The organism is Massilia sp. CFBP9012 (assembly GCF_034045115.1).
GTDB lineage: Bacteria > Pseudomonadota > Gammaproteobacteria > Burkholderiales > Burkholderiaceae_D > Telluria.
Genome location: NZ_JAXCWM010000001.1, coordinates 103,988 through 119,788, shown reverse-complemented (window position 1 = coordinate 119,788; position 15,801 = coordinate 103,988). Strand labels below are relative to the sequence as shown.

18 protein-coding genes are annotated in these 15,801 nt (G+C 66.4%); 15 read left to right on the top strand and 3 right to left on the bottom strand.

Annotation, left to right across the window (positions count from 1 at the left end):
- Nucleotides 1-5 precede the first annotated feature (5 nt).
- Genes SOM61_RS00455 through SOM61_RS00445 form a run of 3 tightly spaced genes read right to left on the bottom strand, consistent with a single transcriptional unit; the run spans nt 6 to nt 2,467 of the window.
- Nucleotides 6-1,373 (bottom strand): TadE/TadG family type IV pilus assembly protein, encoded by a 1,368-nt coding sequence (locus SOM61_RS00455; protein WP_320472243.1) that lies wholly within the window; start codon nt 1,371-1,373, stop codon nt 6-8.
- 1 nt (nt 1,374) lies between these two features.
- A complete protein-coding gene (locus SOM61_RS00450; protein ID WP_320472242.1) occupies nt 1,375-1,992 on the bottom strand; it encodes a TadE/TadG family type IV pilus assembly protein in 618 nt (205 codons plus the stop codon).
- Nucleotides 1,993-2,032: 40 nt separating this feature from the next.
- The gene (locus SOM61_RS00445; protein ID WP_320472241.1) at nt 2,033-2,467 is read right to left on the bottom strand and encodes a TadE/TadG family type IV pilus assembly protein; all 435 of its coding nucleotides are present in this window, start codon (nt 2,465-2,467) and stop codon (nt 2,033-2,035) included.
- Nucleotides 2,468-2,595: 128 nt separating this feature from the next.
- Here SOM61_RS00445 and SOM61_RS00440 point away from each other — a divergent pair, with 128 nt between their 5' ends.
- The 15 genes from SOM61_RS00440 to SOM61_RS00370 all read left to right on the top strand — a co-directional run.
- Entirely contained in the window at nt 2,596-4,317 is a 1,722-nt protein-coding gene (locus SOM61_RS00440; RefSeq protein WP_320472240.1) for a sensor histidine kinase, read from the top strand.
- A 23-nt stretch (nt 4,318-4,340) separates the two neighbouring features.
- The gene (locus tag SOM61_RS00435) at nt 4,341-4,994 is read left to right on the top strand and encodes a response regulator transcription factor (protein ID WP_320472239.1); all 654 of its coding nucleotides are present in this window, start codon (nt 4,341-4,343) and stop codon (nt 4,992-4,994) included.
- Between the two features lie 211 nt (nt 4,995-5,205).
- Entirely contained in the window at nt 5,206-5,340 is a 135-nt protein-coding gene (locus tag SOM61_RS00430) for a hypothetical protein (RefSeq protein ID WP_267871923.1), read from the top strand.
- A 35-nt stretch (nt 5,341-5,375) separates the two neighbouring features.
- Nucleotides 5,376-5,558, top strand: coding sequence for a Flp family type IVb pilin (locus SOM61_RS00425; protein ID WP_320472238.1), 183 nt, complete (start codon nt 5,376-5,378; stop codon nt 5,556-5,558).
- Between the two features lie 81 nt (nt 5,559-5,639).
- Nucleotides 5,640-6,215: an A24 family peptidase gene (locus SOM61_RS00420; protein ID WP_320472237.1), complete on the top strand. Its 576-nt coding sequence runs from the start codon at nt 5,640-5,642 to the stop codon at nt 6,213-6,215.
- Nucleotides 6,216-6,223: 8 nt separating this feature from the next.
- Nucleotides 6,224-7,579, top strand: coding sequence for an ATP-binding protein (locus SOM61_RS00415; RefSeq protein ID WP_320472236.1), 1,356 nt, complete (start codon nt 6,224-6,226; stop codon nt 7,577-7,579).
- Complete coding sequence (gene cpaB / locus SOM61_RS00410; RefSeq protein WP_320472235.1) at nt 7,572-8,435, top strand: Flp pilus assembly protein CpaB; 864 nt, start codon at nt 7,572-7,574, stop codon at nt 8,433-8,435. The genes SOM61_RS00415 and cpaB overlap by 8 nt, the downstream gene beginning before the upstream one ends.
- Before the next feature lie 14 nt (nt 8,436-8,449).
- Nucleotides 8,450-9,892 carry a type II and III secretion system protein family protein gene (locus tag SOM61_RS00405; RefSeq protein WP_320472234.1) on the top strand — a complete coding sequence of 481 codons (1,443 nt, stop codon included), beginning with the start codon at nt 8,450-8,452 and terminating at the stop codon, nt 9,890-9,892.
- A 2-nt stretch (nt 9,893-9,894) separates the two neighbouring features.
- Entirely contained in the window at nt 9,895-10,137 is a 243-nt protein-coding gene (locus SOM61_RS00400) for a hypothetical protein (protein ID WP_320472233.1), read from the top strand.
- A 19-nt stretch (nt 10,138-10,156) separates the two neighbouring features.
- Nucleotides 10,157-11,335, top strand: coding sequence for a CpaE/TadZ family protein (locus SOM61_RS00395; RefSeq protein WP_320472232.1), 1,179 nt, complete (start codon nt 10,157-10,159; stop codon nt 11,333-11,335).
- 39 nt (nt 11,336-11,374) lie between these two features.
- Nucleotides 11,375-12,760, top strand: coding sequence for a TadA family conjugal transfer-associated ATPase (locus SOM61_RS00390; RefSeq protein WP_320472231.1), 1,386 nt, complete (start codon nt 11,375-11,377; stop codon nt 12,758-12,760).
- A 19-nt stretch (nt 12,761-12,779) separates the two neighbouring features.
- The gene (locus tag SOM61_RS00385; RefSeq protein ID WP_320472230.1) at nt 12,780-13,754 is read left to right on the top strand and encodes a type II secretion system F family protein; all 975 of its coding nucleotides are present in this window, start codon (nt 12,780-12,782) and stop codon (nt 13,752-13,754) included.
- A gap of 20 nt (nt 13,755-13,774) precedes the next feature.
- On the top strand, nt 13,775-14,704 hold the full coding sequence (locus SOM61_RS00380; protein WP_320472229.1) for a type II secretion system F family protein: 930 nt from the start codon (nt 13,775-13,777) through the stop codon (nt 14,702-14,704).
- A gap of 75 nt (nt 14,705-14,779) precedes the next feature.
- Nucleotides 14,780-15,082 carry a hypothetical protein gene (locus tag SOM61_RS00375; RefSeq protein WP_320472228.1) on the top strand — a complete coding sequence of 101 codons (303 nt, stop codon included), beginning with the start codon at nt 14,780-14,782 and terminating at the stop codon, nt 15,080-15,082.
- Nucleotides 15,083-15,252: 170 nt separating this feature from the next.
- A partial coding sequence (locus SOM61_RS00370; RefSeq protein ID WP_414674919.1) for a transposase occupies nt 15,253-15,801 on the top strand: 549 nt, incomplete at its 3' end.

Genomic DNA, 15,801 nt, shown 5'->3' with positions numbered 1-15,801 from the left:
AGCGCTTATTTCGAGATGCGCAGGATGGCCGAGGCCAGGCGCGAGAAGCAGGGCGTCAGGTCGGCGTCGGTGGCGGCGTAGCAATACATGCCGATTGGCTGGTTCGGGTTCTGGCAGCGTTTGGGCGCATCAACGGAGTTGGCCATGCATCTCAGGATGGTTTCGCCGTTGCTGGTCGTATCGCTCGCTTCGATATCTTTCAGTCCAGACCCGAACCCAAGCGTGAAGACGACAATGCCTTCGCTACGCGCCTTGGCTGCTGCGGCTTCGGCAAGATTGCGCGATGCACGCAGAATATTGCGTTCGTAAAGGGCAGGTGTGCTGATGTCGGCGGTAACCTGCCGTGGCCCGTCGGTCACGACGGGAAACTCGCGCACCGAACTGCTGCGCCCGTTGTACCACTCGGGCAGGCGGCGCACCGTCGGAACCGGATCGTTACGCCAGGTGGAAAAGTTAAAGGCCATGCGCCAGGTCTTGCAGCCCTCGCTTACATACCGCTTCTCGCTCGATCCCAGTTCGGCCAGACCGGCTTCCCTGAGCACGCGATCGATCGAGCCTGCGGTCTTGCAATCGCTCGGATTATTGAACTCGGGCAGGGCCCCGAAGGCCGTCGGTGCGCCGTCCGAGAAGAATACGATCACCCGCATTGTCGAACGGTTGCCGGAAGGAACCAGGTTGAGCTGGCGGCGTGCTTCCCACATGCCTTCGAAGGACGCTGTGCCGCCGTCGAATACATAGCCATTGATCGCGTTGTTCATTGTGGTGCGGTTGAATCCGCGTGCCGAGGAACTGATGGGACTATCAGCTTCCACCCCGGTAGCGAAGTGGAGGAGCGCTACCCGGTCCTGGGTCACATTAAACTTGCCAAGGAAGCTCTTCGAGGATGCCTTCACCGTGGCCGCCGAATCCTTCAGCGAGCCCGAAGTATCGATCACCAGCGCCATGTCCAGGTCGTTGCGGATGGTCTGCGCGGCCGCCACCGGGGTCAGCGATGCGAACCCCATCACTTGCATGATCGACACCGGCATCTTCGCATCCGCCTCGACGTCGATGATTGCCTGGCCACCCTTGAAGGTCACGTTCGTGCTCAGGATCCGCGGCGCGGAGAGCAGGTAATTGGTGGGTATATTGGCCGCGAAGAAATCCGCCGCCGCGGTGCGCGCGCTGGCGACCTGCTCGGCCTGGGTATTACCGGTGGTGACGGCGCGGGCGCCGGCCAGGGCGGCCGAGTCGACCGCCGCATTCAGGCGCGCCTTGATGAGGTAAGCCAGGCCGGCATCGATGGTCAGGCCCACCACGCCGAGGAGGACGAGCATGGCGATCGCCACCATGATGGCGACAGCGCCGCGCTGCCGGTGAAGAGTCGGATGCATATCAGAACACGCTCATGGAATACAGGTCGGGCCCGAAGGTGGGCAGGGCATCCTTGCGGAAGGTAAATGCACTGACGAGCATGTCGAACTTATAGAACGTCTCGACCACGTAGACGATCTCGCCATTGTCGAGCTTGCCCGTCAGCACAGCCACGGCGGGCCGCGACGTGCTGCTGATGCTGGAGCACTTGCCGGCGCTGTTCCACGAGCCGCAGGCAAAGACCCGGCTGGTTGGCTGGTAGGTACTGCGGCGGGCGCCGAGGTTGCGGGCGGCGTCGTCCCAGCGGTACTGGTCCAGTACGACGCTGCGCACGCCGCCCGTGTCGCTCACTCCCATCACGCGTGTGATGTACATCATGCCTTGCTGGTTGACGTTCAGCGGTGGCGCGCTTGCCATCACGGCATAGATGACATCCTGGCTCTCGTCATCGAGGTCGGCGCTGCCGCGCGCCACCAGGTTGGCCCCCTCCCTCGCAATATTGGTCATGATGATGTTCGCCTGCAGGGCCCGGGCGCCGTCGATGGCGCACAGCGCCAGGATCACCAGCATGGGCAGTAGCAGGGCGAGTTCGACCGCCGCAATGCCGCGCTCGGATTTGCGGATTTTCGGTACAGTCATGACGGATTTACGCGTTCTAAATTGCATCAGGTAAAGAGAATCAGGGGAATATTTCGTTGCGCATGGTCGCCGCGACTGAGAAGCGGTAGGTGCCATTGGTGAAGAAACTCGACAGGATCGGTGTCGTTACCGGCCAGCTGCAGTCGAGCTGAATCACGAGGATGTCGCCGGGCGCGCCGAACATGCCTTTGCTGTAAGTCGCGTACTTCGTGCCATTGACCGAGACCTGGGGCGATGTGCGCTCGAACATCCCGATCGAGTTGTCGCGGATCTTGGCGATGACGACGGCTGGATCGGCGGTCTGGCCCGTGATGGCGTAGCGGCCGCCTTCGCGCACCGCATACTGCATCGTCAGGGTCGCGAAGAACATCATGCTGAACTCGATGATCGCGACCAGCACCAGCAGGAACACCGGTGCGATGATCGCCATTTCGACGATTGTGGCGCCAGATTGACGTCGGGGAAGGGAATACATCGTAATCCAGGAAATTTTACGGAAAGTATGACTGGGCATGCGGTAAGCTTCGGGGATTCTACAGGGCAAAAATCATTTCCCGCATCGCTTTTAGAAAGGATTCAACGCCCCTGTCGGCGCCGCACAACATGAATTGGCTAGCTAGCATCGTCCCTTCCTTCCTTCGTTCACCGGTTCGCGCGCGCGCGGGCCAGTCAGGCGCCGAGCCGCGCGTGGCCGCCGCCGACGCGGAGGTCTGGATGGTGTTCGGCATGCGCGTGCTGCTGTCCGTGTCGGCGCTGCTCACCCTGTACATCGGGCCGGGCGGCGTGACGGTGTCGGGCGAATGGACCTGGGCCGTGTTCGCGGCCTATGTGCTGCACAGCCTGACCCTGCTGGCGATCGCCGGCTACCGCGCCGGCTTTTCGCACGGTCCGTTGGTGTACTGGATCGACATCGCATGGTATGGCCTGATCGTCTGGGCCAGCGGCGGCAGCGCCAGCCCCTTCTTCTCGTTCTTCTTCTTCGCCATCCTGGCCGCCTCGTTCCGCCACGGCTTCGACACCGGCGCCAAGCTCACCCTCGGCTCGGTCGGCGTGGTGGCGCTGTCGGTGCTGGCGGCCCAGGGCCTGGCGTCGGTGCACATCCTGCTGCTGCGCGCGACCTTCGTGCTGGCGCTCGGCTATATGATTGCGTTCTGGGGCGGGCTGGCGGTGGACCAGCGCCGCCGCCTGGCGCTGCTGCGCGACGTCAGCCGCCTGTCCAATCCCCGCTTCGGCGTCCAGCACACGCTGGACTCGCTGATGGAGAAGATCCTGCGCTTCTACGGCGCCGACAGCTGCGTGCTGCTGATGCAGGACAGCCATGAGCGCTGGGTCATGAGCACCGCCCACCATCCGAGGAGCGGGCGCGCGATCAGCCGCAGCCGGCCGGAAGCGGCCGATATCGAGCCGTTGCTCGGGCTCGAGGATGGCGCCACCCTGTACCAGGCGCCGCCGCGCCACTTCGGCCTGTTCGTGCTGGGCCGCGCCACTGCGCTTCAGCAAGGCAAGGGCGCGCGCCACTGGGTCAAGGCCGATCCCGACGCCTGCGGTCACGTCGCCGACCTGCTGGACGCCAGCGGCTATATCAGCACCTCGCTGCCCCTGCGCAAGGGCAGCGGACGGATCATCGTCACCGGCTCCCGCCCCAAGCGCAGCGACGCCGGCTTCCTGAAACATATCGTGCAACAGGCGTTCCCGGTCATCGAAACCATCGACCTGCTCGACCGCCTGGCGTCGGAAGCTGCGTTCCGCGAGCGCCAGACCATCGCCCGCGACCTGCACGACAGCACAATCCAGCCGTATATCGGGCTGCGCCACGCGGTGGCCGCTATCCGCAACCAGGCCGGTGACGACAGTCCGGTCACGCCCGAGCTGGACCGCCTGATGGCGATGTGCTCGGGCGTGATCGGCGACATGCGCGATTTCGCCCAGCGTTTCCGCAGCGGGCGCCAGGAAGAGCCGGAATTGCTTATCGCACTGCGGCGCCAGCTGCGCCAGGTCGAGACCTTCTATGGCCTGGATGTGATGCTGGAAATGCATGCCGACAGCGCCATCAATGACCGCATGGCGGCCGAGGTATTCCAGATCGTCACCGAAGGCATCAGCAATATCTGCAAGCATACGCGGGCGCGCACGGCCGGCGTGCTGGTCGAGGAAGACGGCGGCACGCTCGCCATCGATATTTTCAACCCGGCGGCCGTGGCCGGACAGGCCGCGGCGCCCTTCGTGCCGCGCTCGATCGCGGAGCGGATCCAGGGCCTGGGCGGCAAGCTGGAAGTCGAGGCCGACGGCCGCCAGACCCTGTTGCGTATCCGCATTCCGATCTGAACACCCAAGTTTCAAGGAGAAACATGACCATTCGTATCTTGCTGGTCGACGACCATAAAACCATGTTGTGGGGCCTGGAGCGCCTGATCCAGGCCGAGGGCGACGCCTTCCAGCTGGTCGGCAGCGCCAGCGACGGCATCGAGGCCAGGGCCTTGTGCGCCGAGTTCATGCCTGACATCGTGCTGCTGGACCTTGACCTGAAAGGCAGCAGCTCGATCGACTTCCTGCCGGCGCTGGTCCAGAACGGGACCAGCAAGGTGGTCATCCTGAGCGCCAACCGCGACCAGGCGACGCTGGCGGCGGCGGTCAAGGCCGGCGCGCGTGGGGTGGTCAGCAAGGAGGCGCCGACCGAGGACGTGCTGGCGGCCGTGCGCAAGGTGCATGGTGGCGAGCTGTGGCTCGACCAGACGCTGATGCAGGTCTTGCTGGGCCAGCTGGTGGCCCCAAGCCCGAAGGCCGATCCGGAAGCGCAGCGAATCGCCACGCTGACGACGCGCGAACGCGAGGTGATCGGCATGATCGTGCAGGGCAAGGGCGCCCTGAACAAGGACCTGGCCGAGCGCGCCTTCATCTCCGAGCGCACGCTGCGCAACCACCTGACCACGATTTACCAGAAGCTGGACGTGGCGAATCGCCTCGAACTGTACGTCTACGCCACCAAGCACGGTCTGTCCTGATCGTGCCCTCATTGGCGCCTCCCGGGCGCCATCCCCCCTGTCAGCCCCTCCCACACAGCGTCTAGGACATATGTCCTGGACCGCCACGGCAAGAAGTCCTCCTCAAAAAGGTAGTTTTGACGGATGGCAACAAATCCGCCGATCCGTAAGATTCAACTCATGCGCTGCGTTTCGTTTCATGCGGAACGGCGGCAAGAGGACAGGAGCGAACGTGTACGACAAGGAAGACAATCCGGAGCAGCATTATGAAAGAAGCGGCAGCCCGGCGATGTCGTACCTGGTCCTGAGCGTCCTGCTCGCAGTCGTCTGCTTCATTGCGGCATTGGCCGTGTGGACGAGCGCATAAAGCCCAACTCATTTATATAACTGAAAGGAAATACCATGAACTTCATCGCCAACCTGATCAACGAAGAAGACGGCGTCACCGCAATCGAGTACGCACTGATCGCCTCGCTGATCGCCGGCGTCATCATCGCCGCAGTCAGCCTGCTGGGTGGCAACATCAGCACCCTGTTCAACACCCTGGCGACCCGTATCTCGGCCAAGACCCCGACCAATACCTGATCGTAGCTTACCGGCCGCCGCCAGTCGGCCCCCATCCGGCACGGAAGTCTCGTGCCGGATTTTTTTTGACCGGAGCCCATCTTGACACATCTGCCACTCCTGCTGCTGCTTGCCCTGCTCGGCGCCGCCGTCTGGCACGACGTGCGCGCACGCCGCATCCCGAATGCCGTCGTGTTCCCCGGCATGCTGGCGGCGTTCGCGCTGCACGCGCTGCTGCCGGCGGGGCAGGGGCTGTTCGCTCCGCAGATGGGCGGCCTGGGCCTGCTGCAGTCGCTGGGCGGCTGGGGCCTGGGCCTGGCGCTGCTGCTGCCGATGTATGCGCTGCGTCTGATGGGCGCCGGCGACGTCAAGCTGCTGGCGATGGTGGGCGCCTTTGTCGGCGCCGGCCAGATCCTGACGGTCGGCCTGATCACCCTGGCGGCTGGTGGCGTGCTGGCGCTGGCCTTCGCCGCCTGGCAAGGCCAGCTGCGCCGCCTGGTGGGTAACGCCTGGCATATGGCAATGCACAGCGCCTACTCGGCCCTGGCCGGCAGCATCGCCGCACCGGTGACGCCGCCCGAAGCGGCCAGCGGCCGCCTGCCGTACGCGGTGGCGATCGCGGTTGCCACCGTCGGCTGCGTGCTGTGGATTGGCGTGCACGGGGAGCTGCCGCTGTGAATCAAATCATGATCAACGCGCCTTTGGCTCCGGCCGACCATCGCGCTCCGCGCACGGTGGAAGATACCGGCCTGCCATTCCTGTTCCTGGCCGAACTGATCTCGAAAGTGCTGTTCCAGCGCGGCCAGCTGCGCCTGGCCGAACTGGCCAGCCATCTGAAACTGAACGTCAGCGTCATCGATCCCCTGGTCGCTTTCCTGCGCGCCGAGAAGCTGTGCGAGATCGCGCGCGTCGGCAATAGCGGCACCGACGCCGACCTGTCGTACATCCTGACCGACGCCGGCCGCGCGCGCGCCGCCAACGCGGTTGGCCGCAACGCCTATGCCGGCCCGGCGCCGGTGACGCTGGCGGCCTATACCGCCCAGGTGCAGGCCCAGAGCGTGGCGGCGATGCACGTGACGCGCGCCGCCATGGCGGCCGCTTTCCAGGGTGTCGTGGTCAACCCGCTGGTGCTGGACCAGCTGGGCGCGGCGATGAATTCGGGCCGCGCGATCTTCTTGCACGGCCTGGCCGGCAGCGGCAAGACCTACCTGGCCGAGCGCCTGCGCGACCTGCTGGTCGGCACGGTCTCGGTGCCGTACGCCCTGATGGTGGACGGCGAGGTGATTCCCTTCTTCGACGCGGTGCAGCACGTGGTGGCCGACGAGGCTATCGCCCTGGGCACGGGCCTGGACCGCGGCAGCGCGCCGGATGCGCGCTGGGTGCGCGGCGTGCGTCGTCCCGCGGCGCTGGCCGGCGGCGAGCTGACCCTCGATATGCTGGACCTGCGCTTCGACCCGCACACCCGCCTGTACCAGGCGCCGCCGCACCTGAAGTCGAACAATGGCATCTTCATCATCGATGACCTGGGTCGCCAGCGCTGCACCCCGGAAGCCCTGATGAACCGCTGGATCGTGCCGATGGATCGCAGCGTCGATTACCTGACCCTGCACACCGGCCACAGCTTCCAGATTCCGTTCGACGTGATTGTCGTGTTCTCGTCGAACTTCGTACCGCAGCGCCTGTCGGACGGCGCTTTCCTGCGCCGCCTGGGCTACAAGATCGAAGTGCCGCCGGCGTCGCTTGATGAATACGCGACGCTGTTCCGCCAGGCCTGCGCCTCGGCCGGCGTGGCGTTCGACGGCGCGGCCTTCGACTACCTGCTGGCGCGCCACGGCGAGCGCATGGTGCCGCTGCTGGCGTGCTACCCGCGCGACCTGGTGCGCCAGCTGCGCGACCTGGCGCGCTACGAAGAGCGCGCCCCTGAACTGAACCGCCAGACCATCGACTGGGCCTGGGACAACTATTTCGCCGCCGGCGCCGCCGGCCGCCCTTTGGAAACTGAGCGCCGCGATCGCGGCGTCGTGGAGTACAACAATGCGTAAATCTGTAACAAGTTCGCGAGCCTTCCTGATCATCGGCGTGGCCCTGGTGCTGGCGCTGGGCGCGGTCGTCATGGCTGCCAAATGGATGGGCGAGCAAGGCCCGTCCGGCACCCGTGTGGTGGTGGCGATCGCCAACATCAACCAGGGTTCGCGCCTGGCGCCTACCAGCCTGCAACTGGCCGATTGGCCGGCCAGCTCGGTGCCGCCTGGCGCGATCCTTGATCCCAAGGCCCTCGAAGGCCGCATCGCGCGCGCCGAGATCCTGGTCGGCGAACCGGTGACCGAATCGAAGCTGGCGCCGAAGGGCACCCTCGGCGGCCTGTCGGCCGTGGTCAGCGCCGGCAAGCGCGCCATGACGGTGCGCGTCAACGACGTGGTCGGCGTGGCCGGCTTCGCGCTGCCCGGCAACTACGTCGACATCCTGGTCAACCTGCAGGCCACCGGCAGCGACCTGGCCGCCTCGCCATCGATTTCGAAGATCGTGCTGGAACGGATCCTGGTGCTGGCCGTGGCCCAGGAATCGACGGTCGACGACAGCAAGCCGCGCGTCGTTAATGCAGTCACCCTGGAGCTGACCCCGGACCAGGTGGAAAAACTGGACCTGGCGCGTTCGATCGGCGAGCTGTCGCTGGTGCTGCGCAACCAGGTCGACCCGCAACCGGCGGCCACCAGCGGCGCCACCCGCGAATCGGTGCTGGGCCTGCCCGAGCGCAGCCCGGCTCCGGCGCCTGCGGTCGCCCACGAACCTGCCCTCGAACCGGCGCCACGTGCGGCCGCCCCGGTGCGCCAGAGCGCCCCGCGCGGCGACGGCGTGCTCGTGATCCGCGGCCTGGACGCCGCTTCGCAAAGCTTTTGATTGAAGACCCCATCATGAATCCATCGTTCAATAAAACCCTGCTGGCCTCACACCTGACCCTGGCGCTGGCCATGCAGGCCGGCCTGGCATCCGCCGCCGACTGCATCGACCTGCGCAGCGACGCCGCTCCGCGCCTCGAGCTGGTGCGCGGCAAGTCGGTCATCAAGCGCTTCTGCACGCCGGCCAGCCAGGTCACGGTGGGGGACCCGCAAGTGGCCAACGTGGTGGTGCCGAATTCCGGCGAAGTGGTGATCGTGGCGCGCAGCGTCGGCACGACGAACCTGATCGTGTCGGGCCGCGACAAGAAGTCGACCGTGATCGACATCGCCGTCGGCGTCGATACCTCGGCCCTGCGCGGCCAGTTCGACACCCTGTTCCCGCAAGAGAAGGACGTGCGCATCGGCAGCAGCGGCAACGCCCTGATCCTGTCGGGCATGGTGAGCGATGCCGTCGTTGCCAGCCAGCTGGTGGAGCTGGCCACTGCCTTCCAGTCGATCGGATCGTCCGGTGGGGAGGCCAACAGCGGGGCAGGCAGTCCGTCGCTGGCCGGCGTCGGCGCTCCCGCGGCCGCCAGCGCCGGCGGCGCGGCGCCGTCGACTGGCGCAAAGGTGCTCAATATGCTGTCGATCGCCGCCCCGCAGCAGGTCATGCTCGAAGTGAAGATCGCCGAAGTGTCGAAGTCGCTGGTCGACCAGCTTGGCGCCAAGGCCGGGTATACCAAGACCAACGGCAGCTGGACTTATGGTGTGGTTTCGAGCCTGCTGAGCGGTGGCGCCGGTTCGATCGGCGGCGTCGGCACCGGGATCAAGGAACTGACGATCGACGGCGAGAAGCGCGACGGCCTGGTCAAGATCCTGGCCGAGCCCAACGTCATGGCCGTGAGTGGCCAGGAGGCGAGCTTCCTCGCCGGCGGTAAGATTTTCATCCCGGTCGCCCAGTCGTCCGGCGGCGGCACGCCCACCATCACGCTCGAAGAGAAGGAATACGGCGTGGCCGTGAAGTTCACTCCAACCGTGCTGGCCGGCGGCCGCATCAACCTGCGCGTGGCGCCGGAAGTGTCGGAGCTGAACCGCGAAGGCATCGGCATCTCGACTGGCGGCAGCAGCAACGCGAGCGCGATCCTGCCGTCGTTCACCACCCGCCGCGCCTCGACCACGGTGCAGCTGCTGGACGGCCAGAGCTTCGCCATCGGTGGCCTGATCCGCAATAACGTGACCAGCAATATCAAGCGTTTCCCCTTCCTGGGCGAAGTGCCGGTGCTGGGCACCCTGTTCCGCAGCAGCGACTTCCAGAACGACCGCACCGAGCTGGTGTTCATCGTGACGCCGCGCCTGGCCAAGCCGATGGAAGCCGTGCCGGCGCTGCCGACCGATCATTACGTGCAGCCGAGCCGCACCGAGTTCCTGCTCGGCGGCCAGCACGAAGGCAAGCGCACCGGCGCTACCTCCAAGGAGTAATCATGAAAACCATCCTGTGCGCCAGCCTGCTGGCTTCCCTGGGCATCCTGGCCGGTTGCGCCACCGACGGCCCGGCCACCAATGGCGACAGCGTGCGCGCCATGCTCGCCAGCCAGACGGTGCCGCCGCAGCCGCGCGTGGAGCGGGGCGTTGATGCCCGCGCCGCCGTCGCGGCCTATGCCAATTACCAGAGCTCCTACGTGACGCCGACGTCGCAGGGCGACGCCAGCGCTTTCGGCAAATAAGAGAGCAGAGAGAGCCACCATGAAGATCGCAGTCCTTTCGCGCGACGAGCGCCACCTGATCGAGCTGTCGCGCCAGTTGCGCGCGCGGCCGGGCAGCGACGAAGTCGACATGATCGCCGGCACCGCCGCGCGCCTGTCGACCATGTCCGACGAGGCCGTGCCCGACCTCCTGATCGTCGATGCGCCGCGCGCCGACGAGGGGGAGCTCGACCAGCTGGAGCGCCTGGGCCACCTGTTCCCGCGCATGGCTTTCATCGTGCTGTCCGAAGACCAGTCGCAGGACTTCCTGCTGCGCGCGATGCGCGCCGGCGTGCGCGAAGTGCTGGCGGCCCGTCCGCTGCCCGCCGACCTGGTCGCGGCGGTCGACCATGTGGCCGAGAAGTTGGGCAGCCAGGGCGCGGCCCAGGGCCGGGTGCTGGCCTTCATCTCGTGCAAGGGCGGCAGCGGTTCGACCTTCCTGGCCACCAACCTGGCCTATGCGCTCAGCGCCGGCGGCGCCAAGCGCGTGGCGCTGATCGACATGAACCTGCAGTTCGGCGACGCCTCGCTGTTCGTTTCGGACAGCAAGCCGCTGGCCACGCTGTCCGACGTCGCGACGCAGATCCACCGCCTGGACCCATCCTTCCTGTCTTCGAGCATGGTCAGCGTGACCCCGAATTTCAGCGTGCTGGCCGCGCCGTCCGATCCGGCCCACGCCAGCGACGTCAAGCCCGAGCACATCGACGCGATCATCAAGCTGGCGCGCCGCCAGTACGACTTCATCGTGCTCGACGTCGGCCGCAGCCTGGACCCGGTCAGCATCCGCGCGCTCGATCATGCCGACACCATCTACCCGGTGCTGCAGACCACCTTGCCCTATATCCGCGACGGCAAGCGCTTGCTGACCGTGTTCCGCAATCTTGAATACGGCACTGACAAGGTCGAGCTGATCGTCAACCGCCACGACAACAACAGCGACATCCGCCTGAAGGACCTCGAAGAGGCGTTCGACACCACGCACCTGCGCACGATGCCGAACCACTACGATGCCGCCGCCAAATCGGTCAACCAGGGCGTGCCGGTCACGCGCCTGGCGCCCGACAGCCAGCTGAGCATGGCCTTGATGGCCATGGCGCGCGGCCTGACCGGCGAAGCCGCGCCGGTGCAGGGCGCCGGCCTGATGGCGCGCCTGTTCAAACGCAGGAAAAGTGACGTCTGAGCGACGTCTGACCGACGCCCGAGATAAGGAACGACCGAGATGAACATGATGCCCCCATCCTCCCTGCGTGAACGCCTGGCCAGCATGAATGGCGCGACCACCACCGGCATTGGCGCCGGCGCCGTCGCCCGTCCGGTCGCCCAGCGCGGCCCGATCGACAACCGGGCCTACCACCAGCTCAAGGCCCGCATCCACGAGGCGCTGCTCGACCGCGTCGACCTGGAAAGCATGCAGCGCCTGAACCAGGACCAGATCCGCCAGGAGCTGCGCCTCTTGGTCGAGCGCCTGCTCGAAGAAGAGATGGTCGTCATCAACGACGCCGAGCGCAAGACGCTGACGCGCGACATCCAGAACGAGATGCTGGGCTTCGGCCCGCTGGAGCCGCTGCTGGCCGATCCGAGCGTGTCGGACATCCTGGTCAACACCCACAAGCAGGTCTATGTCGAGCGCCGCGGCAAGCTGGAACTGACCGACGTCACCTTCACCGACGACGCCCACCTGATGAAGATCATCGACAAGATCGTCTCGCGGGTGGGCCGCCGCATCGACGAATCGAGCCCGATGGTCGACGCGCGCCTGCCGGACGGCTCGCGCGTGAACGCGATCATCCCGCCGCTGGCGATCGACGGCCCGGTGATGTCGATCCGCCGCTTCTCGGCCGATCCGCTGCGCCTGGCCGACCTGGTCTCCTACGGCAGCATGACGGCCGACATGGCCGAGGTGCTGCAGGGCCTGGGCAAGGCCAAGGTCAATATCCTGATTTCGGGCGGCACCGGCAGCGGCAAGACCACCATGCTCAACGTGATCTCGGGCTTCATCAGCCACAGCGAACGCGTGGTGACGGTGGAAGACGCGGCCGAACTGCAGCTACAGCAGCCGCACGTGGTGCGCCTGGAAACCCGTCCCGCCAATATCGAGGGCAAGGGCGAAGTGAGCCAGCGCGCGCTGGTCAAGAACGCGCTGCGCATGCGCCCCGACCGCATCATCCTGGGCGAGGTGCGCGGCGAAGAGGCGATGGACATGCTGGGCGCCATGAACACGGGCCACGAAGGCTCGATGGCGACAATCCACGCCAACACCCCGCGCGACGCCCTGACGCGCCTGGAAAACATGATCAGCATGGCGGCGCCGAACCTGCCGCCCAAGGCCATGCGCCAGCAGATCGCGTCCGCGGTCGGCGTCGTCGTCCAGGTCTCGCGCCTGACCGACGGCAAGCGCAAGGTGCTGTCGATCTCGGAAGTGACGGGCATGGAAGGGGAGGTGATCACGATGCAAGAGATCTTTACCTTCCGCCAGACCGGCGTGGCCGACGATGGCGCCGTGATCGGACAATCGACCGCCACCGGGGTGCGTCCGCACTTCGCCGAGCGCCTGCGCACCTTTGGCGTGAACCTGGCGCCGCATATCTTCGAGCCGCGCGTCTAAGCGCCAAGCGAAAGCCGACATGGACACCACCTTTATCCTGTTCATCCTGATGCTGTTCGCGGCCGTCATGCTCCTGGTCTGGGGCGTGTACGCCGCCTGGCAGGCCAGCCGCGACCCCGAAGCCGAGCGCGTCGCGCGCCGCCTGCGCAGCGTCATCAAGAGCGATCTGCGCCAGGAGGACGTCACCATCACCAAGGATCGCCGGCTGTCCGACAATCCCGATCTCGAGCCGCTGCTGCGCCGCCTGCCGCTGGCGCGCCGCCTCGACCGCATGCTGGTGCAGGCCGGCAGCGCCCAGCTGGTGGCCTCGCTGCTGGCGGTGTGCGCGGCCTGCTTCGGCGCCGGCCTGGTGGCCGCGCTGGCGCTGCGCCTGCCGCTGCCTGCGGTGCTGGGTTGCGCGCTGGGCGCGGCCGGCCTGCCGCTGCTGCGCCTGTCGCGCGCGCGCGGCCAGCGCATGGTGCGCTTCGAGCGCCAGCTGCCCGAGGCGCTGGACATGATGGGCCGCGCGATGCGCGCCGGCCATGCCTTCCCGACCGCGCTCAAGCTGGTGGCCGACGAAGTGGCGGCGCCACTGGGCGAGGAATTCAAGACGGCCTTCGACGAAGTGAACTTCGGCGTGTCGATGGCCGACGCGCTGAACAACCTGGCGCAGCGCGTGCCGAGCATGGACTTGCAGTACTTCGTGGTCGCGGTGCTGATCCAGCGCGAGAGCGGCGGCAACCTGACCGAGCTGCTGACCTCCATCGCCACCATCGTGCGTGACCGCCAGAAGCTGGCCGGCCAGGTGCGCGTGCTGTCGGCGGAAGGGCGGATCTCGGCCTGGGTGCTGTGCCTGTTGCCGTTCGGCGCCGGCACCATGATGTACGCGGTCAATCCGGAGACGATGGGCGTGCTGGTGAACGATCCGGTGGGGCGCCAGCTGACCGGCGCGGCATTGGGCATGATGGCTTTCGGGGTGCTGGCGATCCGCAAGATCGTCCGCATCCGCATGTAAGAACTTTCAGGATCAACAAGATGACAATGCCTCAAATCGTGATGCTGGCGGCGATGTTCGTGCTGGTGTTCGGGATCGCCGTGGCGGCCATGATGCTGCTGACGCGCGACCCGGTGAAGGCGCGCCTGGTGGCGCTCGACGAACGCGACACGCCTGCTGCCCGCCGCACCGACGGCTGGCGCGAGCGCCTGGCGCGCCTGGCCGAGCCGCTGGCCAAATTGTCGGTGCCGGCCGAGGGCTGGGAAACCTCGCCGGTGCGCCTGCGCTTCATCAACGCCGGCTGGCGTGCGCCGTCGGTGCCGGGCCTGTTCCACGCCGGGAAGACCGCGCTGACGATCGGCCTGCCGCTGATCGTGTACGTCGCGCTGCCGCACCATAACGAGCGGCCGCTGGTGCTGACCTTCCTGTACCTGGTCGGTTCGGCCGCCATCGGCTACTACGTGCCGGACATCGCCCTCAAGCGCCGCATCGCCAACCGCCAGCGCGAGATCTTCGAGAGCTTCCCGGACGCGCTGGACCTGATGACGGTGTGCGTCGAAGCGGGCCTGGCGATGGATGCGGCACTGGCGCGGGTCGGCAACGAGATCGGCCTGAAAAGCCCGGTCCTGGCCGAGGAACTGCAGCTGGTGACGCTGGAACTGCGCGCCGGCAGCGGCAAGGAGAAAGCGCTGCGCAACCTGGCGCTGCGCACCGGCGTCGAGGACGTCGACGCGCTGGCCAAGATGCTGATCCAGGCCGAGCGCTTCGGTACCAGCATCGGCACCGCGCTGCGGGTGCAATCCGAACAGCTGCGTACGCGGCGCCGCCAGCTGGTCGAGGAGAAGGCGGCCAAGATCGCGACCAAGCTGCTGTTCCCGCTGATCTTCTGCATCTTCCCGGCGCTGCTGGTCGTGCTGCTGGGACCGGCGGTGTTGCAGATCATGCGTTCGGTGATGACGGTGGGGGTTTGATTGTTCTGGCAAGGCTGTCGCTGGGCGTCACAGGAAGTAGTGTGCCTAGCGCGCGGCAAGCTATTTGAATTATGAATGACGATCATCATGAATTGCAATTTGATTTCTATCTTGGAGGGCGCATACTGGAGTCATACCAGCTCACATCCGAAAGAGAAGATCATGTCCACGCTGTCGCTTCGCCCAAGCCTCGCAGTCCAACTGTCGGCCTTCGCCGCCACCCTCGCCAACTTCGTGCGTGCGAAAGCGGCGCCGGGCGCCGTCGCGCGCAGCGCTGACGCGGGCGATGTCTGGGCCCTGTACCGTATGACCCGCGGCGCCGATGCCGTCTCGCCGGCCGTCGCCCGCCGCCTGGAAGTGCACGCACGGTCCAAATAATTCACCGCTGCCCCCAGTCCGAACGCCCCGCCTAGAGCGGGGCGTTTTGTTTTGGCGATCGCTTTTGGCTCGGCAGAAAAATGGCGCTGTCATCGTTAGATATGGATGAGCAATGAACTGCTGAGCTGATCCGCGGTCCAATCCCAGTCACTATCGATCGGGAGCGCGTCATGAAAGCGCCGAAGTTCGCGAAGCTGGTCGCCCAGCTGGCGCTGCTGAACCAACCGCAGCGTCAGCAGGTACTCGCCGCCCTGCATCCCGCCGCCGGGCTCGACCGGGTGGTCGCCCTCATCGGCGAGATACGGTCAAAGGGACGCTGCTGCCCGGATTGCGGCTGCGAGCGTTGCCACCGGCACGGCCAGGCCAACGACTTGCAACGCTTTCGCTGCTGCGCGTGCGGCCGCACCTTCAACGACCTGACCGGCACGCCGCTGGCGCGGCTCAGGCACAAGGGCAAGTGGCTCGATTATCTGGACACGGTGCTCGATTCCCGCACAGTCCGCTCGGCGGCCAAGCGTCTCAGCGTGCACCCCAACACGACGTTTCGCTGGCGTCATCGCTTTCTCGACCGCGTCAAGGACGGCCGGCCCGAGCGCCTCGTCGGCATCGTCGAGGCCGACGAGAGGTTCCTGCTCGAATCGCAGAAGGGCTCACGCAAGCTCGATCGCAAGCCGCGCAAGCGCGGTGGCAAGGCCGCCCTGCGTGGTATTTCGCATCAC

What these genes read in the sequence shown, in the direction of transcription:
- SOM61_RS00455 (WP_320472243.1), bottom strand. Translation starts at nt 1,373, where the DNA reads ATGCATCCGACTCTTCACCGGCAGCGCGGCGCTGTCGCCATCATGGTG.
- SOM61_RS00450 (WP_320472242.1), bottom strand. Translation starts at nt 1,992, where the DNA reads ATGACTGTACCGAAAATCCGCAAATCCGAGCGCGGCATTGCGGCGGTC.
- SOM61_RS00445 (WP_320472241.1), bottom strand. Translation starts at nt 2,467, where the DNA reads ATGTATTCCCTTCCCCGACGTCAATCTGGCGCCACAATCGTCGAAATG.
- SOM61_RS00440 (WP_320472240.1), top strand. Translation starts at nt 2,596, where the DNA reads ATGAATTGGCTAGCTAGCATCGTCCCTTCCTTCCTTCGTTCACCGGTT.
- SOM61_RS00435 (WP_320472239.1), top strand. Translation starts at nt 4,341, where the DNA reads ATGACCATTCGTATCTTGCTGGTCGACGACCATAAAACCATGTTGTGG.
- SOM61_RS00425 (WP_320472238.1), top strand. Translation starts at nt 5,376, where the DNA reads ATGAACTTCATCGCCAACCTGATCAACGAAGAAGACGGCGTCACCGCA.
- SOM61_RS00415 (WP_320472236.1), top strand. Translation starts at nt 6,224, where the DNA reads ATGATCAACGCGCCTTTGGCTCCGGCCGACCATCGCGCTCCGCGCACG.
- cpaB (WP_320472235.1), top strand. Translation starts at nt 7,572, where the DNA reads ATGCGTAAATCTGTAACAAGTTCGCGAGCCTTCCTGATCATCGGCGTG.
- SOM61_RS00405 (WP_320472234.1), top strand. Translation starts at nt 8,450, where the DNA reads ATGAATCCATCGTTCAATAAAACCCTGCTGGCCTCACACCTGACCCTG.
- SOM61_RS00400 (WP_320472233.1), top strand. Translation starts at nt 9,895, where the DNA reads ATGAAAACCATCCTGTGCGCCAGCCTGCTGGCTTCCCTGGGCATCCTG.
- SOM61_RS00395 (WP_320472232.1), top strand. Translation starts at nt 10,157, where the DNA reads ATGAAGATCGCAGTCCTTTCGCGCGACGAGCGCCACCTGATCGAGCTG.
- SOM61_RS00390 (WP_320472231.1), top strand. Translation starts at nt 11,375, where the DNA reads ATGAACATGATGCCCCCATCCTCCCTGCGTGAACGCCTGGCCAGCATG.
- SOM61_RS00385 (WP_320472230.1), top strand. Translation starts at nt 12,780, where the DNA reads ATGGACACCACCTTTATCCTGTTCATCCTGATGCTGTTCGCGGCCGTC.
- SOM61_RS00380 (WP_320472229.1), top strand. Translation starts at nt 13,775, where the DNA reads ATGACAATGCCTCAAATCGTGATGCTGGCGGCGATGTTCGTGCTGGTG.
- SOM61_RS00375 (WP_320472228.1), top strand. Translation starts at nt 14,780, where the DNA reads ATGACGATCATCATGAATTGCAATTTGATTTCTATCTTGGAGGGCGCA.